The 23,597-nt window shown below is 71.9% G+C and carries 19 protein-coding genes; 12 read left to right on the top strand and 7 right to left on the bottom strand.

Annotation, left to right across the window (positions count from 1 at the left end; genetic code table 11):
• The 3 genes from NGB36_RS22365 to NGB36_RS22375 form a co-directional block, all read right to left on the bottom strand.
• Nucleotides 1-654 (bottom strand): ATP-binding cassette domain-containing protein (locus tag NGB36_RS22365; RefSeq protein WP_255922185.1); only part of this gene is annotated, 654 nt, incomplete at its 3' end.
• On the bottom strand, nt 651-3,341 hold the full coding sequence (locus NGB36_RS22370; protein ID WP_255922186.1) for an ABC transporter permease subunit: 2,691 nt from the start codon (nt 3,339-3,341) through the stop codon (nt 651-653). The genes NGB36_RS22365 and NGB36_RS22370, both read right to left, overlap by 4 nt.
• A 6-nt stretch (nt 3,342-3,347) precedes the next feature.
• The gene (locus NGB36_RS22375; protein WP_255922187.1) at nt 3,348-3,866 is read right to left on the bottom strand and encodes a hypothetical protein; all 519 of its coding nucleotides are present in this window, start codon (nt 3,864-3,866) and stop codon (nt 3,348-3,350) included.
• Nucleotides 3,867-3,998: 132 nt separating this feature from the next.
• On the opposite strand from NGB36_RS22375, the gene NGB36_RS22380 reads away from it, so the two are divergent.
• The 3 genes from NGB36_RS22380 (at nt 3,999) to NGB36_RS22390 (ending at nt 6,449) form a co-directional block, all read left to right on the top strand.
• Nucleotides 3,999-4,523 carry an MTB12 C-terminal domain-containing protein gene (locus NGB36_RS22380; RefSeq protein ID WP_255922188.1) on the top strand — a complete coding sequence of 175 codons (525 nt, stop codon included), beginning with the start codon at nt 3,999-4,001 and terminating at the stop codon, nt 4,521-4,523.
• The gene (locus NGB36_RS22385) at nt 4,498-5,865 is read left to right on the top strand and encodes an ABC transporter substrate-binding protein (RefSeq protein WP_372509502.1); all 1,368 of its coding nucleotides are present in this window, start codon (nt 4,498-4,500) and stop codon (nt 5,863-5,865) included. Before NGB36_RS22380 ends, NGB36_RS22385 begins: the two co-directional genes overlap by 26 nt.
• Nucleotides 5,866-6,224: 359 nt before the next feature.
• A complete protein-coding gene (locus tag NGB36_RS22390) occupies nt 6,225-6,449 on the top strand; it encodes an I78 family peptidase inhibitor (protein ID WP_255922189.1) in 225 nt (74 codons plus the stop codon).
• 81 nt (nt 6,450-6,530) lie between these two features.
• Here NGB36_RS22390 and NGB36_RS22395 read toward each other — a convergent pair whose 3' ends face one another.
• Nucleotides 6,531-7,508 carry a phosphatase PAP2 family protein gene (locus tag NGB36_RS22395; RefSeq protein WP_255922190.1) on the bottom strand — a complete coding sequence of 326 codons (978 nt, stop codon included), beginning with the start codon at nt 7,506-7,508 and terminating at the stop codon, nt 6,531-6,533.
• 585 nt (nt 7,509-8,093) lie between these two features.
• On the opposite strand from NGB36_RS22395, the gene NGB36_RS22400 reads away from it, so the two are divergent.
• Nucleotides 8,094-9,737, top strand: a complete 1,644-nt coding sequence (locus NGB36_RS22400) for an MFS transporter (protein WP_255922191.1) — start codon at nt 8,094-8,096, stop codon at nt 9,735-9,737.
• A 45-nt stretch (nt 9,738-9,782) separates the two neighbouring features.
• A complete protein-coding gene (locus NGB36_RS22405; RefSeq protein WP_255922192.1) occupies nt 9,783-10,970 on the top strand; it encodes an acyl-CoA dehydrogenase family protein in 1,188 nt (395 codons plus the stop codon).
• Nucleotides 10,971-11,007: 37 nt separating this feature from the next.
• Here NGB36_RS22405 and NGB36_RS22410 read toward each other — a convergent pair whose 3' ends face one another.
• Complete coding sequence (locus NGB36_RS22410) at nt 11,008-11,454, bottom strand: cell division protein SepF (RefSeq protein ID WP_255922193.1); 447 nt, start codon at nt 11,452-11,454, stop codon at nt 11,008-11,010.
• A gap of 564 nt (nt 11,455-12,018) precedes the next feature.
• On the opposite strand from NGB36_RS22410, the gene NGB36_RS22415 reads away from it, so the two are divergent.
• The 6 genes from NGB36_RS22415 (at nt 12,019) to NGB36_RS22440 (ending at nt 17,961) form a co-directional block, all read left to right on the top strand.
• Nucleotides 12,019-12,777, top strand: a complete 759-nt coding sequence (locus NGB36_RS22415; protein ID WP_255922194.1) for a S1 family peptidase — start codon at nt 12,019-12,021, stop codon at nt 12,775-12,777.
• A 72-nt stretch (nt 12,778-12,849) separates the two neighbouring features.
• Nucleotides 12,850-13,800, top strand: coding sequence for a helix-turn-helix transcriptional regulator (locus NGB36_RS22420; RefSeq protein ID WP_255922195.1), 951 nt, complete (start codon nt 12,850-12,852; stop codon nt 13,798-13,800).
• Between the two features lie 131 nt (nt 13,801-13,931).
• Entirely contained in the window at nt 13,932-14,921 is a 990-nt protein-coding gene (locus NGB36_RS22425) for a slipin family protein (RefSeq protein ID WP_255922196.1), read from the top strand.
• A 385-nt stretch (nt 14,922-15,306) separates the two neighbouring features.
• Nucleotides 15,307-16,401, top strand: coding sequence for a S1 family peptidase (locus NGB36_RS22430; RefSeq protein ID WP_255922198.1), 1,095 nt, complete (start codon nt 15,307-15,309; stop codon nt 16,399-16,401).
• Between the two features lie 197 nt (nt 16,402-16,598).
• Nucleotides 16,599-17,333, top strand: coding sequence for a molybdopterin-dependent oxidoreductase (locus NGB36_RS22435; protein WP_255922199.1), 735 nt, complete (start codon nt 16,599-16,601; stop codon nt 17,331-17,333).
• Nucleotides 17,317-17,961 carry a cytochrome b/b6 domain-containing protein gene (locus NGB36_RS22440; protein ID WP_255922200.1) on the top strand — a complete coding sequence of 215 codons (645 nt, stop codon included), beginning with the start codon at nt 17,317-17,319 and terminating at the stop codon, nt 17,959-17,961. The genes NGB36_RS22435 and NGB36_RS22440 overlap by 17 nt, the downstream gene beginning before the upstream one ends.
• A 38-nt stretch (nt 17,962-17,999) precedes the next feature.
• Here the strand turns inward: NGB36_RS22440 and NGB36_RS22445 are convergent, their stop codons facing one another.
• Nucleotides 18,000-19,211, bottom strand: coding sequence for a serine hydrolase domain-containing protein (locus NGB36_RS22445; RefSeq protein ID WP_255922201.1), 1,212 nt, complete (start codon nt 19,209-19,211; stop codon nt 18,000-18,002).
• 65 nt (nt 19,212-19,276) lie between these two features.
• Complete coding sequence (locus tag NGB36_RS22450) at nt 19,277-19,831, bottom strand: ester cyclase (RefSeq protein WP_255922202.1); 555 nt, start codon at nt 19,829-19,831, stop codon at nt 19,277-19,279.
• Between the two features lie 199 nt (nt 19,832-20,030).
• Between NGB36_RS22450 and NGB36_RS22455 the strand changes: the two genes are divergently transcribed.
• On the top strand, nt 20,031-23,582 hold the full coding sequence (locus NGB36_RS22455; RefSeq protein WP_255922204.1) for a DNA polymerase III subunit alpha: 3,552 nt from the start codon (nt 20,031-20,033) through the stop codon (nt 23,580-23,582).
• Nucleotides 23,583-23,597: the final 15 nt, after the last annotated feature.

Below are 23,597 nucleotides of genomic sequence, written 5' to 3' on the forward strand. Positions count from 1 at the left end.
GTGTTCGCCCGGCTCGCCGGCGAACACCACGGCGCCGCGCCGCAGCTCGTAGACTACGGCGGCCGCGGACCGCAGCCCCTCGGGAAGCCGCTGCTCGGCCACCACCACGGTGCGGCCCGCCGACGCGAGTGAGGCGAGCATCTGGTGAGTCCGCGCCGCGGCGGCGGCCGACAGCCCCTGGCCCGGCTCGTCGACGAGGACGAGCCGGGCGGGGCCGATCAGGAGCCGGGAGAGCGCCAGCATGCGCTGCTCTCCGCCGGACAGCGTCCCGGCGTGGTGGGAGAGCAGCTCCCGCAGCGCAGGGAAGGCGGCGAGCGCGGGTGCCGGTTCCGTCGAGTCCGCACCGGCGACGGCGAGGTTCTCCGCGACGGTGAGCGAGCCGAACACCGCACGCTGGTCCGGCACGAACACCAGGCCGCGACGGGCGCGGCGGTGCGCGCTCAGCCGGGTGACGTCCTCACTGCGCCAGACCACCCGGCCGGCGGCCAGCGGAACCGTACCGGCCAGAGCGCGCAGCACGCTGCTTCTCCCCGACCCGTTGCGGCCCACGAGAACGGTCAGCCGCCCCGCCGGGATGGCCAGGTCGATCCCGTGCAGCGCCTCCAGCGGCCCATACCGCACACGCGCCGCCCGCAGCGCGATCTCGACGCTCACGGCAGGGCCTCCGCGTACGCGCGCTGCACCCGCGGATCGGTCAGCACGGCTGCGGGCGGACCGGCGGCCAGCAGCCGCCCGCCCGCCATGGCGTATCCGAAGTCGGCAATGCCGCCGACCAGTTCGAGGTCGTGCTCGACGAGGAGCAGCGCCATGCCGTCGGCGGCGAGGGCGCGCAACACCGTGCCGAGCGCCGCGACCTCTGCCTCGTCGAGCCCGGCCGCGGGTTCGTCGAGGAGCAGAACACGGGGCCCGGCCGCGATCGCCCGGCCCAGCTCGGCCCGGCGCAGCAGACCGGTGGGCAGACCGGCGGCCGGCTCGTCGCGCACCTGGTCGAGGCCGAGGAGGCGCAGCGTACGATCGGTGGCCGCGCTCACGTCCGGGCGGCGGCCCTGTTCGGCGCCGACGTGGATGTTCTCGGCGATCGTCAGGCCGGGGAAGACGGCGAGCTGTTGGAACGTGCGGGCAAGACCGAGCCGGGAGCGGGCGTGCGCCGACAGCCGGGTGACGTCACGCCCGCCGAGCAGCACCTGCCCGCCGCCGGGGCGCAACGTCCCGCACAGGCAGTGGAAGAGCGTGGACTTCCCGGCACCGTTCGGCCCGATCAGCGCCGTCACCCGGCCCGGCGGCACGACGATGTCGACGTCGTCGACTGCGGTGTTACCGCCGTAGGCGTAGGTGAGATGACGAGCCGTCAGCCGTACCGCCGGGCCGTGCCGCGCGGTGCCTTTGACGGCCCCGAGGCGGCCGTCGCGGGGGAGCGATACCGAATGGCGGGCGGGCACAGGCCGGTCGGCGCCGGTTCGCCGTGCGGCGATGCGCGCGCGCACCCGCTCACCCGCCGGGCTGAGCGACACGCGCACAGCCGGGGCCGCCGTGAACCGGGTGCGCAGACCGGCCAGTCCGCCGGGGAGCCGACCGAGGAGGATCGCCAGGACACCGATCACGGCCGTCGCGACGCCCTCGCCCGTCCCGGAGTCGAGGCCGACGAGCAGGGCCGCGGCGATCAGCGCTCCGAGCGCGCTGTCCGTCCCGAATACCACCACCGCCGCAAACCACAGAAGCCCGTACAGCGGATCGAAGGTGCCCGGGTCGAAGGCCTGCACCCCGAGTCCGAGCATGCCTCCGCCGAGCCCGGCGAGGGCCGCGCCCACCACGAACGTGAAGATCTTCAGCGTGGGCACCCGCACCCCGGCCGCCGCCGCGCCCGGCTCGTGCTCGCCCATGGCGGTGAGCGAACGCCCCAGCCGGCCCCTGCGCATCGTCGCCACGGCCGCCAGAACACAGCCGAGCAGCAGCAGTTCGAGCACGTAGTACGCCCGGTCATCGGAGAAACCGGCCGGACGCGGAAGCCCGGCCCCGAGCCCCGATGTGGCGTACGGCTGGGCGAGGACGAAGCGGCTGACGGCCGTTCCGACGGCGAAGGTGGCCAGCGCCAGCGCGAGCCCGCGTCGCCGGATCGCAGGTCCCCCGGTCAGCAGCCCGAGCGGAGCGACCAGCAGGACCGCGACGAGCAGCGCCGCGAGCCCGGGCAGCCGGGGTACCCCTGGGAAGCGGCCCGCCGCGAGCAGCCCGGTGAACAGCGCCCCGAGCCCGGCGTATCCGGCCTGCCCGAGCGAGATCTGCCCGCCGTACCCGCTCACCACCACGATCGACAGCAGGATCACCGCCATCGCGGGGACCTGTACCGATGTGCTCAAGTCGGTCCCGGAGAAGCCGAGCGGGAGCAGGAAGAGCACCGCGCACGCTGCCCATGACCGGTAGGCCCGGTACGAGCCACGTGACGTCACCCCCCGCACCGGCACCAGGCCCGATGTGACCGAAGCCCCGATCTGCGGGCCGGCCACCACGGCGACGAGGAGGGCCACGACGAAGAGATTCGCCCCGACCGCCTGCAGCAGCGGCTCAGCCCACCCTTGCGGATGGAAGCGGGTCAACTGGCTCTGGCCGACGCCGATCGCCAGCGCCACGGCGACCACCGCCGGCAGGCTGCGCATGCCGGCGGCGACGGCCACCGCCATCGTCTCCATCACCAGCAACGACAGACCGTACGGATCGAGCCGCAGGAACGGTGCGAGGAGCACCCCCACGAGACCGGCCGTGAATGCGCCGAATGCCCAACCGGCCGCCGCCACCCGGTCCGCGTCGATCCCGGCGAGCGTGGCCAGACGCCGGTCGTCGACGACCGCGCGCAGCCTGACGCCGTACGGCGTCCAGCGGGTGACCGCGGCGACCGCGCCGCCGACCACGGCGACCGTGGAGAGCGCGGCGACCGACTGCGCCACGGGACCCCACGGCACCAGCGACGGCGCATCCGCCCGCGCGCCCCCGCCCCACAGCAGATACGCCGCGCCGACGAGCGTGACGAAGACACCGAGCGTCGCCACCAGCGTCTCCGCGGGCCCGGCATCGCGCGCCGCCAACGGCCGGAAGACGGCGCGGTCGAGGAGGAGCCCGAGCCCCGGCGCGATGGCGCCGAGGCACGTCGCAGCGGCGAGCCAGAGCGGCCAGCCGTGCACGACGGCGAGCTCCCGCAGCGCATAGGCGGTCACGGTGGCGATCGCGCCGTGCGCGAGATTGAGCACCCCCGTGGCGCGGTAGGTCACCACCAGGCCGATGCCCGTCAGTGCGGCCGCGCCACCTACCGCGATCCCGGCAAGGGTGAGGTCGACGGTGAGCGAGGCCACGTGAGGTCAGCGCTCCGGTTCGGGCGCCGGTGGTTCGCACACGGGGCAGGGGCGCAGGCGCTCCTCGTCCGCGGGAGCCTCGGCGGCCTCCGGTTTCCCGGCCACCAGGGGGCAGTCCGCGCGGTGCAGCATCGTGCCGCCGGGAACGGCGACCAGATGTGCCGATGCGGGTGCTGCGGAGGTGGGCACCGGTTCTTCGTCCTGGGTCAGCAGCCGGTACAGCTCCTCGACACGGGACTCCGCCGCTCCCGCTGCGGTCCCGCTCCCGGTCCCGTCCCGGGCGAGTAGCACCGCGCCCGCGACGATCAGGGCGGCGCCGGGAATCGTCGCCGACGCGAGGTAAGGAAGCTGACGTTCCGTTAGACTCTGACCGGAGACGCCGTACCACCCCAGGACACACAGCACCGCGCCCGCGGCGAGCGCGACCCAGCCGCCCCAGTCGGAGACGGCTCTGCGCAGCCGCTCGTGTCCGTGGCGTTCCGCAGCGACGTCGGATGCCTCAGAGGCCTCAGAGGCTGCGACCATCGGGCCCCCTCGGGGTCGGCGGACGAGGACTGACAGAGCGTCAATTGAGTGTGCATGTCACTCGATTTGCTATAGTATGTCGGCGACGGTAGGAGATCAATCGTCCGCACCCCGTCCGGGACGGTGAGGCAGATGGCCAGCAACCCGCGCATGACGACGGCATCGGCTCTGATATCCGTGGCCCTCGCGCTGGCCGTCACCGGCTGTGGATCGACTGCGAGCAGCGGCAGTTCGAGCCCGACCCCGACCCCGACCCAGACGTCGACGCCCACCCCTTCCCCGACGGCGGCCGCGCCCGGCAACCCCGCCGCCGCCAGGACGCAGGTCGAGCAGGACTGGGTGAAGTTCTTCAGCCCCAAGACCTCACTGGCGGACAAGACCACGCTGCTGGAGAACGGGCAGCAGCTCCAGCAACTCGTCCAGAGCTTCGCCAACGACCCCCGGGTGGGCCAGGTCGAGGCCTCCGTGCAGAACGTGCAGTTCACCTCGCCGACCGGCGCCACTGTGACGTACACCCTCTCGCTCAAGGGCACACCCGTGCTCCCCAACGCCTCCGGCACCTCCGTGCTGCAGAACAACGTATGGAAGGTCTCCGACAAGTCGCTGTGTTCGCTGATCGCGCTCGACACCAGTGCGCCCAAGGCCCCCGGCTGCTGAGCGGCGAGCCGTCCGCAGGGCAGGCCTGGCCGCGCTTGCCGCCGCCGCGCTCGCGCTGAGCGCGGCCTGCGGAACCCGCCTCCCGGCCAGCGCGTTCAGCGGGAGGCCGACGGCCACCGCACCCACGGCCGCACCCATCAAGATCGGCATCGTGACCAGCACCACCAGCCCCGTCGGAGGAAGCACCTTCATCGGACCCCGGGACGGTGCCGAGGCCTACCTCGCCATGGTCGACGCCAAAGGCGGCGTCAACGGCCATCCGATTCAGGTGATCACCTGCGACGACGGCGGCAGCGGCGTCGGGAACACCTCCTGCGTGCACAAACTCATCGATCAGGACGGGGTCTTCGCCCTCGTGGCCACCACCTCCCTGGACTACGCCGGCGCGCCGTACGTCAGCAGCAAGGGAGTGCCGGACGTCGGCGGCCAGCCCATTGGCACCGCCTACGACACCTATCCGCATCTGTACGGGATCTACGGCAGCGACGAACCGCGGCAGGGAACACCCGGCTGGGGAGGCACCCTCTACGGCGGCACCGAGGTCTACCGCTACTTCAAGGAGGCGCTCGGCGCGCGCACCGCCGCGGTCGTCTACTACGACCAGGCCGACTCCGCCCGCTACGCCGGCCAGATCATGGCCGGGCTGCGCACCGAGGGCTACCGGGTGGTGCCGGAGCAGGTCGACTTTGCGCTGCCCAACTTCCCCGCGGTCGCCGCCGATCTGCGCTCCCACGGCGTCGACCTCCTCCTCGACGCGATGGACACCCACGGCAACGCCCAGTTGTGCCGTGCCATGCAGGACGCCGGGGTGAAGGTCGCAGCCAAGGTCACCAACGTGCAGAACTGGGACTCGTCAGTGCCCTCCGACTACAGCGACGCGCCGGGCTGCCGCAACGCGCTGTGGGTCACCGGATCCAGCCGGGACTACGACGACTCCTCCAACGCCGCAGTGCGCGCCTTCCGTTCCGGCATGGCCGCCTACGCCGCGAAGAACGGCGGCAGCCCCGCCGGGCTCTCGCAGTGGCAGCTCGAAGGGTGGGCGGCCGCGATGTGGCTCACCGACGCCATGTCCGGCTGCCCGTCTGCGGACAGCGCGGGAACGGGACCGGCTCGCGCCTGCGTGGAGCGGTTCATACAGCGCCCGCAGCCGTACGACGCGCGGGGCCTGCTGCTGCCCGTCTCGTTCAGCCGGGCCGCCTCGCCCCCGAGGACGGCGCGCACCTGCCTGTCGGTGGCGCGCTGGCAGGACTCGGCCGACGGCGGACGCGGCGGCTGGCTCCCTCAGGGGCCCGACATGACGCGCAACTGCTTCACCGTTCCGCAACTGCCGTACCGCCCGTGAGTGCTGTCGAGCACATCGGACGTCGTGGACAAGAGGTGCTTTTTGTGGAGGAGTTGTGTAATGGCTCCGAGGCGCGTGCAGGATATTCCATCTTAACTTCCGGATTAATCTCACGGATATGCGTAGGACGGTCGTTCGGTAGACGGACCGGATCCCTCCGGTGAATATTGCTGGCGCGTGCACGTATCAATGCGATGGGGGTCAGATGTCACCCATTTCGGTGAGCGGTCACCGCGCCCGAGAGTGACGGCGGGCCCCAAACTCCTTGACGCACACTGTGACAGAAGCGTGACGATGGACCGGGAACTCGGCACGGTTTGCGGTTTCCGAAGGGGCGCGTGGGTCTTACGGTGAGCTCCATGACGCCAGTGACGAACCCCCGTCCGGAGGGGAACAATGCCCGCGACGACCCGGACAGCTATGTCGGGCTGCCCGTTGAGGAGGCTCGGCAACGGGCCGCGGAGCGCGGCTGGAGCCCGGTGCGCACTCTGCCGCCGGACGCGGTGGTCACCCTGGAGTACGTGGCGGGGCGGCTCAACCTCAGCGTCGACAACGGCCGCGTGGTGCGCTGCTGGCGCGGGTGAACGCGCAGACGCGGAGGGGCCCGCGGGGCGTCGTGCGTACCGTCCCCGCGGGCCCTTCCGCGCTCGTCGTGGTTGGGCGGGTCAGACGGCCGGGCCTCCGCGGCCGCGTACGGTCGGCACCGGCACCGGCGGCGTGGGGCGCGCCGGGCGCTCGGCGTGCGGCCGCCGGGGGCCGGCCGGGGTGACCGGCGAGCGCTCGTGCCGCGGCGGGTACGTCCGTACCGGGTAGTGGGGTGCGCGCGGCGCGGCCGACGGCGTACGGGCGCTGACCCCGGCGCCGACGGGCAGCCGCACGGGTGCGGTGTCGCCCTCCACGCGGTCCTTCGGCAGCCGCGGGGGGAGCAGCTCGCCGCCCGCGGCAACCGGCGGGGCCACGACCGGCGGTGCATAGGCCGGACGTCCGCGCCACTGCACCCACCGCGCCATCGCCCACTGCTCGGTGCGCGCCACGGCGGGCTCGAACCAGGGCAGGGCAAGCAGTACGAGCAACCCGGCGCACCAGCCGCTCAGTACGTCGCTGACCCAGTGCGTACCGAGGTAGATCGTGGTCATCCCGACCGCGAGCGCGAGCATCGCACTGATCACGGAACCGACCCTGCGCGCCGACGGCGTGGTGGCCAGATAGGCGAGCACCCCCCAGGTCACGACCGCGTTGGCGGTGTGGCCGGAGGGGAATATGTCGCCGCCCGCGAACATCTCCGCGGAGCCGATCGTGGTCGCGTAGTGCGGGCCGAGCCGGCCGAGTCCGTACTTGGCCGCGCCGACGGAGATGTTGAGCAGCAGCAAAGAGGTGCCGAGGACCAGCAGCGGACGCAGGGTCCGCTGCTTCCAGGTGCGCCAGCCCAGCCAGGCGGCCACTATGACGGCGGTGGGCCCGCGCTGTCCGAGGACGACGAAGTAGTCGAGGAGGGTGTGGATCTGCGGCCACTGCTTGTAGGGCCGGAAGAGCATCACCTGCCAGTCCAGCTGCACGAGCCAGGACGTGGTGAGTACGGCTGCGACTATGGCCGCGTAGGCCACCAGCGTCGTGCCGAACAGCCAGAGGCGTGTTCGGCTCATCCGCGGGATCTCGCGGTCGCTCGGTCGCTCCGCTGCCGGTCGGTGTTCCGGCGGGGCGACGATTAGGTCGGTACGCACGCATTCGACGTTACAGGCTGTGACGGCAGTTTCCGGTCGCGGCAGGCGCTTTGTGATGACGATGTGATGTGGCCGTAGTCACGGGATGTCGCACAGCTCACATTTTCCACTTGTCGTTGCGGAGGCCGGACTTGGTGTCGCGCGGTGTGCGAGAAATTCGTTGCGGAATTCCGCGGCGGCTGTCCGGGCGATTTCCCTGCCCTGAATTGGCGGGGGCGTGCAGGACGCCTGACGCTGTTTCGGCTCCGCCGGGAGAGGGTCCTTCCCGTACGCCATCGCCCGGCGTGGTGTACGGCGTGCGCGGGTCCGGAGGGCGAAGAGTGACGAACAGTGGCGTCCTGGTGTGACCAAGCGCACAAGGAGCCCGCGGAGGGTGGGGCCGGTGAATCGCCCACAGCCGGCGCACAGCTGCGTTGTCCCGTTCGCGTACGCTGGCCGTTCACTCCTGCACCACCGGCCGGGTGTGAGGGGGTGGGTACGAGCGGACGAAGCGGCGGAGGTGCATGGATGCCAGGGACGAGCACGGCCGGTACGCACGCGACGGCCGCCGTCCCCAGGAGCCGCAGCGCCGAGCCCGGCACCACGCCGGGCGTGGCCGCCGGCGCCCGCCCGGGCCCGGCGAACCGGTGGTCCGTCCTCGTCGTACTCTGCATCAGCTTGCTGCTCGTCGCCCTCGACACGACCGTGCTGCACGTCGCCGTCCCCTCGCTCACCGAGCAATTGCGGCCCGGTGCGACGCAACTGCTGTGGATCGTCGACGCCTATCCGCTCGCCGCCGCCTCCCTGCTCATCCTCTTCGGCACGCTCGGCGATCGCATCGGCCGACGGCGAGTCCTGCTCCTCGGCTACGGGCTCTTCGCCGCCGCCTCCGCGGTGGCCGCCTTCGCCGCCACCCCGCACGTCCTCATCGCAGCCCGCGCCCTGCTCGGCGCCGGCGGTGCGATGATCATGCCCTCGACGCTCTCGATCCTGCGTCAGGTCTTCCCGGACCGGCGCGAGCGCGCCGCAGCGATCGGCGTGTGGAGTGCGGTCTCCGCCGTCGGCGCCGCGGTCGGGCCCGTGCTCGGCGGCTTTCTCGTCGAGCGCTTCTGGTGGGGCTCGGTCTTCCTCGTCAACGTCCCGCTCCTGGCGGTGATCTGGCCGGTCGCCCGACGGCTGCTGCCGGAGTCCACCGGCGACCGCGACGGACCGTGGGACCTGCTGGGGGCGATGATGGCCGCCGCCGGCATCCTCGGCGCCGTCCTCGCGATCAAGCGCCTGGGCGCAGGCGCCCCGCTCCAGCAGCCTTCGACGCTCGTGCCGCTCCTCGGCGGCGCGGCGCTGCTGTGGCTCTTCGTGCGACGCCAGCGCCGCATCCGGCATCCGCTGCTCGACATGGCGTGGTTCGCGCGGCCGGCCTTCGGCACCTCCGTCGGTTGCATCGTGGTGGCGATGCTCGCGCTCGTCGGCCTCGAGCTGATCGCCGTCCAGTACCTCCAGCTGGTGCTCGGCCTGGAACCGGTCGAGGCCGGGCTGCGGCTGCTGCCGCTCACCGTCGCCGCGATGGCCGCAGGACTCGCCGGCGCACGGATGCTCCACCGCCTCGGCCCGCGGCTGATGACCGGCCTGGGTTTCGTGCTCACCGCCGGCGCCGTCCTCACCCTTACCGCCGTGGGCGAGCACGACCGCCCCTGGCTGCTCACCGGCGCCTTCGTGGTGCTCGGCTTCGGGGTGCAGACCGCCCTCTTCGGGGCGTACGAGTCCATGCTCGACGATGCCCCGGCCGACCGGGCGGGCGGGGCCGCGGCGATCGGCGAGACCTCGTACCAGCTGGGCGCGGGCATGGGCATCGCCCTGCTCGGCAGCGTGATGAACGCGGCATACGCGCCCGGCGTCCGGAGCGTCGCGGGGGTGCCCCCAGCGGCGCGCGAGGCGGCGGGCCGCTCGCTCGGCGAGGCATACGCGGCCGCCGGCGCCCTCGGTGAACCGGCCGGGGACGTGCTGCGCGGTGCCGCCCGACACTCCTTCGTCCACGGACTGCACGTCACCCTCGTCGTCAGCGCCGCCCTGCTGCTGCTCGGCGCGGGCGCGGCGCTGCGACTTCCGCGCGCGGCCGCTTCTGCCTGCCGGCCGGACCGGGAGGGTCTTTACGGCGAGCCGTCGCGGCCGTAGCGTCGGGAGCGCTATCCCAAGATCGTTCAGCCGGAGGTCCCACCCATGAGTGGCAGTCCCTTGCCGTCCTTCGACCCGTCCGACCCGCTCGGGATCGACGACCTGCTCAGCCCGGAGGACCTCGCCGTCCGCGACACCATGCGCCGTTGGGCGAAGGACCGCGTCCTGCCGCACATCGCCGAGTGGTACGAGCGCGGCGAGCTGCCCGCCATCCGCGAGCTGACCCGTGAACTGGGCTCGATCGGTGCGCTCGGCATGTCGCTGAAGGGGTACGGCTGCGCGGGCGCGAGCGCCGTGCAGTACGGGCTCGCCTGCCTGGAGCTGGAGGCCGCCGACTCCGGCGTCCGCTCACTCGTCTCCGTACAGGGTTCGCTCGCCATGTACGCGATCCACCGCTTCGGCTGCGAGGAGCACAAGCAGCAGTGGCTGCCGCGGATGGCGGCGGGCGAGGTCATCGGCTGCTTCGGGCTCACCGAGCCCGACCACGGCTCGGACCCGGCCGGCATGACCACGTACGCCAAGCGGGACGGCGGCGACTGGATCCTCAACGGCCGCAAGATGTGGATCACCAACGGCTCGGTCGCCGGGGTCGCCGTCGTGTGGGCCCGTACCGACGAGGGCATCCGCGGCTTCGTCGTCCCCACCGACACCCCCGGCTTCTCGGCTCCCGAGATCAAGCACAAGTGGAGCCTGCGCGCCTCGGTCACCAGCGAGCTGGTCATGGACGACGTACGGCTGCCGGCCGACGCCGTACTCCCCGGGGTCACCGGGCTGCGCGGGCCGCTCACCTGCCTGAGCCATGCGCGGTACGGGATCGTATGGGGCTCGATGGGCGCGGCCCGCGCCAGCTTCGAGGCGGCACTGGAGTACGCGAAGAGCCGTGAGCAGTTCGGCCGGCCCATCGGCGGCTTCCAGCTCACCCAGGCCAAGCTCGCCGACATGGCCGTCGAGCTCCACAAGGGCATCCTGCTCGCCCACCACCTCGGGCGGCGGATGGACGCGGGCACGCTCCGTCCCGAGCAGGTCAGCTTCGGCAAGCTCAACAACGTGCGCGAGGCGATCGAGATCTGCCGCACCGCGCGCACCGTCCTGGGCGCGAACGGCATCTCGCTGGAGTACCCGGTGATGCGCCACGCCACCAACCTGGAGTCGGTGCTCACCTACGAGGGCACCGTGGAGATGCACCAGCTGGTGCTCGGCAAGGCGCTCACCGGGCTCGACGCGTTCCGGTAGGCGGAGCGCGTGGCGGACGGGTCCGGAGCGCGCGGGCTCAGCTCTGGTTGAAGAAGCCGTCGGCCTTCCGGCCGGCGGCCTCCCCGTTGACGACCTTGTAGTCGGCGGGCGTCAGCAGGAACACCCTGCCGGCGACGCGCTCGATCGAGCCGCGCAGCCCGAACTGGAGCCCGGCGGCGAAGTCGACCACGCGCTTGGCGTCGGACGGCTCCATGGCGGTGAGGTTCATGATGACCGGGATACCGTCGCGGAACAGCTCTCCTATCCCGCGCGCGTCGCGGAAGCTGTTGGGGGTGACGGTCGCGATGCGGCGGCCCTGCTCCTCGGCGGCATCGCCCACCACCCGCACCCGGGGGTCGGTCACCCAGGCATCGGCGGGCCCGGGTCCCTCCGCGTAGTCCGTGTACTCCTCGTCGTAGTACTGCTCGTCGCTGCCGTCGTCGACGAGCCCCAGCCAGGCGCTGGCCCTGCGCACCGAACCCATGGACGCCTCCTCTCGCGCGCGGTCCGTACCGTCCGCCCGTCCGCTCTCCTCATCCTCCTCCTATCGTCGTCCATGATGCTGATGATGCGCCAAGTGGAATGCGGTCCCGGTGGGGATTCGTGACGGTTCTGGTGCACAGCCATACGTGGCGATACGTCAGGTAATCGTAGAAATCCAGAAGGTGACGGCGTGAAAGGGTGCGCCCCGCAGGATTTCTCCCCGGCGGTGCGCCCGAAGGGGTGACGGGTGGCCCGAAGGCGTTCAGGCAAGCCCAGGCAAGGCAGGGTGGTGCGGTGCCGCAGTGCTGAGGGGGCGTCAGTTCCTTCGCAGTGCCTCCAATGCCACCTTGTGCACTGCGGACCGAGGGTGGGAGGAAGGGTCCTACCAGCGCGGAACCCTCCAGCCCACGGGAGGAACGAGTGACCTCCAAGCGCATCAGCGGACGCACGGTGTCCCGATGGCGTTTCGCCGCCGCCGCGGCGGCAGCCGGCGCGGCAGCCCTCTGCGGCGCCGCAGCCGGCGCCTCCACCACCGCGGGCGCGATACCGGAGCTCACCGCCGCGCGTGACGCGATCGCCGCGCTCTCCGTCCCGGGCACCGCGTGGTCGGTCGATCCGGTGCCACACCCTCTCCGTCACCGCCGACGCAGGCGTCGGCGACGCGCGGTTCGCCGCGCTGCGCGCGACGGCCGCCCGGTACGGGGACCTGGTGAACGTACGGCGCGTGGCGGGCACCCTCCATGAGGCGCTGCCGACCGGCCCCTTGCCGGGCGGTGCGGCCATCTACGGCGGCGGCTACCGCTGTTCGCTCGGTTTCACCGTGCACAGGGGGACCACGCCCTACTTCCTCACCGCGGGCCACTGCGGCCAGGCCGTCTCCACCTGGTACGCGGGCGCCCACCGCTCCGCGGTGCTCGGGCACACCGTCGCCTACACCTACCCCGGCCGTGACTACGCCCTCGTCGAATATGCCGGTCCGGCGTACCTCTGGCCGAGTACGGCCGGCGGCGGCCGTGCCGTAACCGGTGCAGCCGATCCGTACGTCGGCGAGCACGTCACCAGCCGCGGCAGTACGAGCGGTGTGCACAGCGGCACCGTCACCGGCCTCGACGCCACCGTCGACTACGGGAACGGCGAGGTGGTCAGCGGCCTGATCGAGACCGACGTCTGCTCCGAGCCGGGCGACAGCGGCGGTCCGCTCTACAGCGGAACCACCGCCCTCGGCCTCACCTCCGGTGGTGACGGCGACTGCGCCTACGGTGGTGCGACGTACTTCCAGCCGGTCACGGCAGCGCTGAGGGCATACGGGGTGCGGATCGGATGACGGGATGTCCGCACGCAGCGCCTGCGCTGCCTGCGGACACGCCCGGTCCGCAAGGGATGGCAGCATGGCCCCATGCTGGAGACCTCGGCACGACTGCTGCGCCTGCTCTCCCTCCTGCAGACCCGCCGGGACTGGCCGGGGGCGGAGCTTGCCCAGCGGCTGGGGGTGACGCCGCGCACGATACGCCGCGACGTCGACCGGTTGCGGGGCCTCGGCTACCCCGTGCAGGGCACTACCGGCACGGCGGGCGGCTACCGACTCGGCGCCGGGGCCCAACTCCCGCCACTGCTGCTCGACGACGAGGAGGCCGTGGCGGTGGCGCTGTGCCTGCGCACCGGCGCGGGCGGCTCGGTCGCCGGCATCGAGGAGACGGCCGAGCGGGCCCTCGGCAAGTTGGAGCAGGTGCTGCCGTCGAGGCTGCGGCACCGGGTGCGGGCGATGGAGGCCGTCGCCGTCATGAACGATGCAACCCGGGCGGCGGTGAGCCAGGAGGTGCTCACCGTCATCGGGGTGGCCTGCCGCGACCACGAACGGCTGCGCTTCGAATACCGCGACCACTCCGGCGCGGCGAGCCGCCGGGTCGTCGAGCCGCACCGCCTCGTCCAGCACGCCCGCCGCTGGTACTTGCTCGCCTGGGACACCGACCGCGACGACTGGCGCACCTTCCGCGTCGACCGGATCACGCCCAGACAGCCCACGGGCCCGCGCTTCGTGCCGCGCGAGCCTCCGACCGACGCGGCCACCTATGTGGCGCGCGGGGTGAGCACGCGGCCGTACCGCTACCGGGCCGTGGTCACCCTGCATGCTCCCGCCGAGACGGTCGCCCGCTACACCGGGACGGGCTTCGCCACCGTGGAAGCGATCGACGCGTCGTCCTGCGTGCTCCGCACCGGTTTCGACTCGCTCGACTCGCTCGCGGTCTACCTCGGGCTGTTCGGCGTCGATTTCACGGTGCAGAAGCCGCCGGAACTCGTCGAGCACCTACGGGCGGTATCCGATCGGCTACGGCGTGCGGCCCCCTGACGGCGGAGCCGCCGAGGCGTACCGTGAAGTAAGGAAGAACGGTAGGGGAGAGCGGCGAGTCAGGGTTCGGGCGCATTCCCCGGGACCGTTCGTTTCACGATGCCCGCGCGTGCGGACGGCAGGGGGCCGTGATGGTCGTGGATGTAGTGGCCGCAGCCCTGAGCTTCGGCCTGGTGTATTTCCTCGCGGGCGCCCGCGTGGTCCAGCAGTTCGAGCGTGGCGTGGTGTTCCGGCTCGGGCATCTGAAGGACCCCGTCCGCGGCCCGGGCTTCACGATGATCGTTCCCGTCATCGACCGGCTGCGGAAGGTCAATCTGCAGATCGTGACGATGCCGATCCCGGCCCAGGAGGGCATCACCCGCGACAATGTCACGGTCAGGGTGGACGCGGTGGTCTACTTCAAGGTCATCCACCCTGCCGACGCCATCATCAACGTCGAGGACTACCGCTTCGCCGTGCTGCAGGTCGCCCAGACCTCGTTGCGGTCGATCATAGGCAAGAGCGAGTTGGACGACCTCCTCTCCAACCGCGAGAAGCTCAACGAGGGTCTGGCGTTGATGATCGACAGCCCGGCGCTCGGCTGGGGCGTGCAGATCGACCGGGTGGAGATCAAGGACGTATCGCTTCCCGAGACCATGAAGCGGTCGATGGCGCGTCAGGCCGAGGCAGCGCGTGACCGCCGGGCGCGCGTGATCAACGCGGACGCGGAGCTGCAGGCGTCGCGGAAGCTGGCCCAGGCGGCCGCGGTGATGGGCAGCCAGCCGGCCGCGCTCCAACTGCGGCTGCTGCAGACCGTGACGGCGGTTGCGGCGGAGAAGAACTCCACGCTCGTGCTGCCGTTCCCGGTGGAGCTGCTGCGGTTCCTGGAGCGTGCGGCGCAGAATCCCGGCGTGCTGCACGGCGGGCCGGACGGCGCAGGGTCGGCGGCGGCCGCCGAAGCGGCAACGGAGGCCGACGCCGGTCTGGACGCGGGGCTTGAGCCGGGTCTCGCACCGGAGTTGGAGACGGACGACCCGGTGGACCCGGTGAACCCCGTCGGTCCGGTGAACCCCGTCGGTCGGGTGGATCCGGTGGACCTTGCGGAGCCGTCGGACCCGGCGGAGCGTACAGCGGACGGGTGACCGACCGAGTGGTGGGTTGAGCACCCGTAATACGGACGCGTGCGGTCGTTATCGGACAACCCGCCATTTTCACAGGGTGCTCACAGCACCGCGCGGTGCGTAGCGGGATCGAGGCGCAAGCGCTTGTTCCGCCGGCGCAATGCGCCAATCGTGCGGCCATGGAAGGCGAGGGCGGCGTGCGCGGAAGCGCACGCCGCCCTGTGCCCGGCCGGAATTGGGTCTTGCATGTCATCGGTGCCTGTCGGAATACTCGGCCGCGCTGATTGGCATGGGCACGACGCATTCACTCCCTGTATGTCCCGCTTCGGCCCATCTCCTCAGCTGCTCCGCCCTCCGCGGCCCGTGACAACCGGGACGGGCCCACCCCCCACGGGAGGTTTCCGAGTTGAGACACCGGCGAATACCGAACCGACGCGTGATCCTGGCCGGAGCGGGCGCCGCCGCTCTCGTCGCCGCCGCGATAGTGCTGCCGAACGCCGAGGCCGCCAACACATCGTCGGCCACCCCCGCCCCCGCGCCCGCCGGGCTCACCGCGGTCGCGGCGCAGACGCTCGCATCGAACCTCGCCCACCGCCTCGGCGGCAGCGCGGCCGGTTCCTATTTCGACGCACAGGCCAAGCGCCTCGTCGTCAACATCACCGATCCCGCGGATGCGGCCATGGTCCGCGCGGCAGGCGCCGTGCCGAAGACCGTCGAGCACTCGATGGCCCAACTCCGCTCCGCCACCGCCACCTTGGCGCAGCAGGCGCGCATCCCCGGCACGGCCTGGGCCATCGACCCGCGCGCCGACCAGGTCGTGGTCACAGCCGACACCACCGTGACGGGTACGAAGCTCGCCCGGCTGGACAAGGCGATGGGCGTCCTCGGCTCCATGGCGACCATGCGCCACTCCAAGGGGCAGTTCAAGCCCTTCGTCGCGGGCGGCGACGCCATCTGGGGCAGCGACGTGCGCTGCTCGCTCGGGTTCAACGTCACCAAGGGAGGCGCACCGTATTTCCTGACCGCGGGCCACTGCGGCAATGCCGCCTCCAGCTGGTCGGACTCGCAAGGCGGCTCCGAGGTCGGGCAGACGGTCGACTCGCAGTTCCCGGGCACCGACTTCGCGCTGGTCAAGTACGACGACGCCAACGCCAACCCGCCGAGCGCCGTCGACCTCTACAGCGGAAGCCAGCAGCAGATCACCCACGCCGCCGATGCGACCGTCGGCGAACAGGTGCAGCGCAGCGGCAGCACCTCCCAGGTGCACGGCGGCCAGGTCACCGGGCTGAATGCGACGGTCAACTACTCCGAGGGGACGGTCAACGGCCTGATCCAGACCAACGTGTGCGCCGAACCCGGCGACAGCGGCGGCGCGCTCTTCGACGGGGACGCCGCGATCGGTCTCACGTCGGGCGGCGACGGTGACTGCACCTCCGGCGGCACGACGTACTTCCAGCCGGTCACCGCGGCGCTGAGCGCGGAAGGAGCCACCATCCCGTAGCACCGGAACCGCACCAGGATCCCCCCACGGGTGGAGGCCGTCTGCGCGAGCGATCGCGCAGACGGCCTCCACCCGTTCGGCGTCCCGCAGTGGTGCCGCAGTGGTCCCGCAGGGGAACTCTTACGAATGCCTGACGGCTGCCGCATTGCGCGGACCGGCGCTGGTCGTCCCCCGGCCCGGCGTGCTCGAATGGACGTATGAGCAGCGACGGCACAGGTGGTGCGGACCGCGCGGGCACGCCCGTCGGGCGGCGGGTGATCCTTGCCATGCTGGGGCTCGGCGCGGCCGGTGCAACCGTGGGCGGATACCTGCAGAACGGCATCGACAACGTCCTCGCCTCGGTCACCGCCAAGGATCCGACGGGCCTGAGCGGCTTGCTGCCCGGGGGCGGGGGATTCCGCTTCTACTCGGTCGCCGACACCATCCCGCACCGCTCGCCCGCGGACTACCGGCTCACGGTGGACGGCCTTGTCGAGCGCCCCGCGACCTACACGCTCGCGCAGCTGCAGGCCATGCCACGCACCCGGCTGGTCAAGGACGTGCAGTGCGTGACGGGCTGGCGCGTGCCGCACACCCCGTTCACCGGGGTGCTCCTCTCCCACCTGCTGGACGAGGCCGGGGTCAGACCCGGCGCCAAGGCGCTCACCTTCACTTGCTTCGACGGCGTCTACAGCGAGAGCCTCACCCTGGACCAGGCGCGTCGCCCCGACATGATGGTCGCCTACGCCATGGACGACAGGCCGGTCACCGACGCGCACGGCGGCCCCGTCCGCCTCTACGCCGCACCGATGTACTTCTACAAGTCGGCGAAATGGCTGTCCGGGATCACCGTCACCGACCACGTCCAACCCGGCTACTGGGAGCACTACGGCTATGACGTCGACGCCTGGGTCGGCAAGTCCAACGGGCGGACCGATGCCCCTACCGACTGACGCGACGCACACCACCGGTGAGGCCGGCGCGCCGGAGCTGCTGCGCCGCTTCACCACGGCCGAGCGCTGGATCCACCGCACCACTGCCCTGCTGATGGTCATCGCCCTGATCACCGCGGCCTTCCTCTACCTGCCCGCGCTCGCCGAACTGGTGGGCCGCCGCAGGCTGTTGGTCACCGTCCACGAATGGGCGGGGATCACCCTGCCGGTGCCGCTCCTTCTCGGCCTGCTCTCCCGCGCCTTCCGCGCCGACCTGGGCCGTCTCAACCGCTTCGGCCCGCACGACCGCGGCTGGGTGCGGGCCGCGCTGCGCGGCCACCACCGGCCGTCGGGCAAGTTCAACGCGGGCCAGAAGCTGTACGCGGCGGTGATCGCCGGTGCCGTGCTCGTGATGATCGGCACCGGTCTGATCATGTGGTTTCCGCACCTCGCCCCGCTGATCTGGCGCACCGGCTCCACGTTCGTCCACGACTGGCTGGCACTGCTCATCGGCGTGCTGGTGGCCGGCCACATCTGGATGGCCGCCCGTGACCCCGAGGCCCGCCGCGGCCTGCGCACCGGCCATGTCTCCCGCACGTGGGCGCGGCGCGAGCACCCGCTGTGGGAGAAGGAGCAGCGCGGCGAGTAGCGGTCCGCCACGGGACCGGACCCGGTCGTCGATCGCCCTCAGTCGTCGATCGCCTGGTAGGCCGACGTCCAGAAGTCGAGCCAGACGACGGGAGGTTCGGGTGAGGTCCAGGCGCACTGGGTCATCAGGATCCCGGTCATCTCCTCCGTCGGGTCCGCGTACCAGGAGGTGCCGAGCCCGCCGTCCCAGCCGTAACGGCCGGGGACCGACCAGATGTTGTCGCGTGCCGTGATCACGGACATGCCGAACCCCCAGCCATGGCTGTCCCAGAAGCCCGGGACGAACTGCGAGACCGCCTTCTGCGCGGGTGTCAGCTGATCGGTGGTCATGGCCTCGACCGAGAGCCGCGACAGGATGCGCTCGTTCCCGTACCGGCCCTTGCCCAGCAGCATGCGTCCGAAGGCCAGGAAGTCGTCGGCCGTCGAGACCAGCCCCCCGGCTCCGGAGGGGAACGCGGGAGGACGGCTCCACTCGCCGTTCTCCGCCTCGTCGTAGAGCGTCAGCGCACCGGTCCGGGGATCGGGGGCGTAGCCGGTCGCCAGCCGGGCGAGCTTGTCCGGCGGCACGCTGAAGCCGGTGTCCTTCATCCCCAGCGGACCGAAGAGCCGTTCGCGCAGGAACGTCTCCAGCGGCTGCCCGGAGGCGCGCGCGATGAGCACGCCGAGGACGTCGGCGCCCGTGTTGTACATCCATTGCTCGCCCGGCTGATGGATCAGCGGGAGCGTGGCGAGACGGTGCATCCACTCGTCCGGTGCGGGCACCGTGGCGGGTCTCGGTGGGCCCTGGCCGAGGCGCAGCCCGTCCACGGCCGTCTGGAGCGGAAAGGTGCCGGGCGGCGCCATGACGACGCCGAAGCCCATCCGGAAGGTGAGCAGGTCGCGGACGGTGATCGGCCGGTTCGCGGGTACGGTGTCACCGAGCGGTCCTTCGAGCCGTTTGAGGACCTTGCGGCCGGCCAGTTCGGGGAGCAGCCGGTCCACCGGCTCGTCCAGCCGAAGCCTGCACTCCTCCACCAGGATCATCGCCGCCGCGGCGGTGACCGGTTTGGTCATCGAGGAGATGCGGAAGATCGTGTCACGGCGCATCGGCCGGTCACCGCCGGCCGCCTGCGCGCCGATCGCGTCGACGTGCACCTCGCCGCGCCGGCTGATCAATGTGACGAGGCCGGGGACCTTGCCGTCCGCGACATGGCCTGCCATGACGTCGTGCATGCGGTCAAGACGCGCCTTCGACAGGCCTCCGGCGCCCATCGCAGCCCCTTTCACCCGGGGTGTAACCCCGGGGGTGTCGCCCGGGAGTGCTGCTCACATGCCGTTCAGCTGTCCTGGGCCTGCTTGTGTTCGTGCCGCTCGTGGTGCCGTTCGTGCCGCTCGTGCCAGCGTTCGACGAGCTGCGTCTTCGCGTTGAAGGCAGCCAGCATCGCACGGTCGGCGGCCGATCCGCGATGCGGCAGCATGCCGACCTGACGGGCGAACTCGGCGCCGTCGAAGGCGACCCGGTTGTGACGGATGCGACCGGAGTCGATCTCCATGAAGTCGACGCCTTGGATGTCGATCTTGTGGTGGTTGGGCGCGATGCCGTGGAACGGCTTGCCCTCGAAGGTGCCGGTCATCCGCCACTCGATGGCCGCGCGCCGGTCGTCCCCGGTGACACCCTCCAGCGTCATCGAGGCGTCCGGCAGGGCGGCGCGGAGCTCTTCGAAGTGCTCCCGTATGGCGGTCCGCCCGCGCTGCTCACCGACGGGAAGGACGTCGAAGACGGCGTCCTCGTGGGTGAGTTCGGCGAAGCGGTCGAGATCACCGGCGGCCAGCGCCTCGAAGGCGGTGCGAGCCACGTCGGCTGGTGCTACGGGTGCAGTGGGTGCGCTCATGGCCTCCTCCTGACGATCTCCTGAGCAGGCGCTCTTCCAGCGATTCCAGCGTCCCGCGGCCGACGGGAACACGCCACACGCGGTGTGACTCTTTCGGGGGCACGTATGTCGAACGTGTATTCGAACCTGGTCTATGGTGGAGACAGGGAGGTGAGAGGGACATGGCGGTCGGGGGGTGCGGGAGCAGCAGGAGGTGCGTATGCCTGGCTTTACGCATCTGCATGCCGTTTCGGGGTTCTCGATGCGGTATGGGGCAAGCCATCCCGAGCAGCTCGCGGAGCGCGCCGCCGAGCGGGGAATGGACGTGCTTGCGCTCACCGACCGGGACACCCTCGCCGGGACGGTGCGATTTGCGAAGGCGTGCCGCGCGGCCGGGGTGCGGCCGGTGTTCGGTGCCGGTCTCGCCGTACCGGAGAAGCTCGCCGTACCGGAGAAGGGTGGGACGCCGGGGCGCGGGGCGCGACTGCGTACCCCGGTACGGGGAGGTGCCTTTGTCGATGAATCGGCACCGCGTGCGGTCTTCCTCGCCCGGGACGGGGCGGCGGGCTGGGCTGCGCTGTGCCGGCTGGTCAGCGCCGCGCACCGCGCGGAGTCGGCCGCCGAACCGGCGAACGTACCCCGGCTGAGCCGGCAAGACCTGGCGGCAGCAGCCGAAGGGGAGGCGCTGGTCGTGCTGCTGGGAGCGGACTCCGAGGTCGGCCGCGCGCTCTCCGCGGGACGACCCGACCGGGCCGAACAGCTGCTCGCGCCCTGGCGCGAGATGTACGGGGAGGCGCTGCGGCTCGAAGTCGTGCACCACGGGCGCCCAGGCACGGGACCGGGCTCGCTGCGGCTCGCGGCCCGTACCCTCGGCTTCGCCGTCGAGCAGGGCGTACGGGCGGTGCTGACCAACGCCGTACGGTACGCCGACCCCGGACAGAGCCAGGTCGCCGACATCCTGGACGCCGCCCGCCGCCTCGTCCCCGTCGACACGCGCAAGCAGGAGACGCTGGACAGCGGTGAGCGCTGGCTCAAGGACGCGGTCGGCATGGCGCTGATCGCCGAGCGGGTCGCCGAGGCGGCCGGATTCCGCCGTGATGCCGCACACAGGCTGCTGCGGATGACTGAGGAGACCGCGGCCGGCTGCACCGTCGACCCGGAGGGCGACCTCGGGCTCGGGCAGGTGCACTTCCCTGAGCCGGAGCTGGTCGGAGCGTATGTGCGGACCGCGGACCGCGTGCTGCGCTCCCGCTGCACCGCCGCCATGGTGGCGCGGCGGTACGACCACGACCGCGTCCGCTGGAGGCGGTTGGACGAGGAGCTGCGTACCATCGCACGGCTCGGTTATGCCGGGTACTTCCTCACCGTCGCCCGGGTCGTCGACGACACCCGTGCGCTCGGTATCCGTGTTGCGGCCCGCGGCTCCGGTGCCGGTTCCTTCGTCAACCATCTGCTGGGCATCACCATCGCGGACCCCGTCGAGCACGGGCTGCTGATGGAACGTTTCCTCTCGGTGCAGCGCAAGGCGCTGCCCGACATCGACATCGACGTGGAGTCGGCGCGCCGCCTGGAGGTCTACCGGGCGATCTTCGACCGCTTCGGCGCCGAGCGCGTCGCGACCGTCTCCATGCCCGAGACGTACCGCGTACGGCACGCCGTGCGCGACGTGGGCGCCGCGCTCGGCATGGACCCGGTGGAGATCGACCGGCTGGCGAAGGCCTTCCCGCACATCCGTGCCCGCGACGCCCGTGCCGCGCTCGCCGAACTGCCCGAGCTGCGCGGCATCGCACAGGAGGACCACGGAGGGCTGTGGGAGCTGGTCGAGGCGCTCGACGGGCTGCCGCGCGGGGTCGCCATGCACCCGTGCGGGGTGCTGCTCTCCGACGCCGGGCTGCTCGACCGCACCCCCGTCATGCCGACCAGCGGCGAGGGCTTCCCGATGTCGCAGTTCGACAAGGACGACGTCGAGGAGCTCGGACTGCTCAAGCTCGACGTGCTCGGGGTGCGCATGCAGTCCGTGATGGCGCACGCGGTCGCGGAGATCGCCCGCACCACCGGCCGCCGTGTCGACCTCGACGACCCGGCGCAGGTGCCGCCGGGCGACCGGGCGACGTACGAGCTGATCAGGTCGGCCGAGACGCTCGGCTGCTTCCAGATCGAGTCGCCGGGCCAGCGTGACCTGGTGGGACGGCTGCAGCCCAGCACCTTCCACGATCTGGTGGTCGACATCTCGCTCTTCCGGCCGGGCCCGGTCGCGGCCGACATGGTGCGGCCCTTCATCGAGGCCAGGCACGGGCGCAGGCCCGTCCGCTACCCGCACCCCGACCTGGAGGAGCCGCTGCGGGAGACCTACGGCGTCGTGGTCTTCCACGAGCAGGTGATCGAGATCATGCGCATCATGACCGGTTGTGACCGGGCGATGGCCGACGAAGCGCGGCGCGCCCTGTCGGATGCCGACCGGCAGGGGCGGGTGCGGGTCTGGTTCGGGGAGAAGGCCCGGGGGAACGGCTACTCCGCCGAGGTCATCCGCCGTACCTGGGAGATCCTCGAAGCCTTCGGCTCCTACGGGTTCTGCAAGGCGCACGCGGTCGCCTTCGCGGTGCCGACGTACCAGTCGGCCTGGCTCAAGGCGCACCACCCGGCGGCCTTCTACGCCGGCTTCCTCACCCACGACCCGGGCATGTATCCCAAGCGGCTGCTGCTCGCGGACGCGCGCCGACGCGGGGTGCCGGTGCTGCCGCTCGATGTGAACCGGTCCGGCGTGGACTATCGGATCGAACTGGTGTGCGGCAATGAGGGCGATGAGTGGGGGCTGCGGCTCGCGCTCTCCGAAGTGCACGGCATCAGCGAGGAGGAGACCGCCCGGCTGGTCGCCGGACAGCCGTACTCCTCGCTCCAGGACGTGTGGCAGCGAGCCCGTCCCAGCCGCCCGGTGGTCGAACGGCTGGTACGGGTCGGCGCGTTCGACGCCTTCGGCGTGGGCCGTCGCGATCTGCTGCTCCAGGCCGCGGAGCTGCACCGGCAGGGACGGACGCGGGCCGCCGCATACGAGGGGCAACTCCCGCTCGCGGCGGGGGATTCCGGGACCGGCCGGTCCGGGGGCGGGCTGCCCGACATGGACGCGGACGAACGCCTCGGCGCCGAGCTCGGGGTCCTCGGTATGGACGTCTCCCGTCATCTGATGACCGACCACGGCGCCTTCCTCGAGGAGCTGGGCGTCGTCCCGGCGAACCGGCTGCGCGAGGTGCGGCACGGAGGGACCGTGCTCGTCGCGGGCGCCAAAGCGGCCACCCAGACCCCGCCGATCCGCTCCGGGCGCCGCGTCATCTTCACCACCCTCGACGACGGGACCGGGCTCGTCGACTGCGCGTTCTTCGACGACAGTCACGCGGCGTGCGCATACACCGTCTTCCACTCCTGGCTGCTGCTGGTACGGGGAGTGGTGCAGCGGCGCGGCCCGCAGAGCCTGAGCGTGGTCGGCGCTGCCGCGTGGAACCTCGCCGAACTGGCCGAGCTGCGGCGGGAAGGCGGTCTGGACGAGGTCGCGGCGCGGCTCGCGCGGGGCGCGGATGCGGCCGTGGACGCCGGTGCGGAGGCCGGTGCGGAGGCCGGCGCCGAGGTGCCCGTGGCCCCGGGCGACCGCACCGGAGGCCGGCGCATCCATCTGCCCACCGGCTACGAACTCCACCCGTGGGCCGATCTCCAGCCCCCGGGCGACCGCGCCGCCACCGGCCGCAAGCTGTGGCACTCCAGCCCGGGGAGCGCAGGATGAGCCGGCTCACGACCA

The sequence above is a fragment of the Streptomyces humicola genome (assembly GCF_024436035.1).
Lineage (GTDB): Bacteria > Actinomycetota > Actinomycetes > Streptomycetales > Streptomycetaceae > Streptantibioticus_B > Streptantibioticus_B humicola.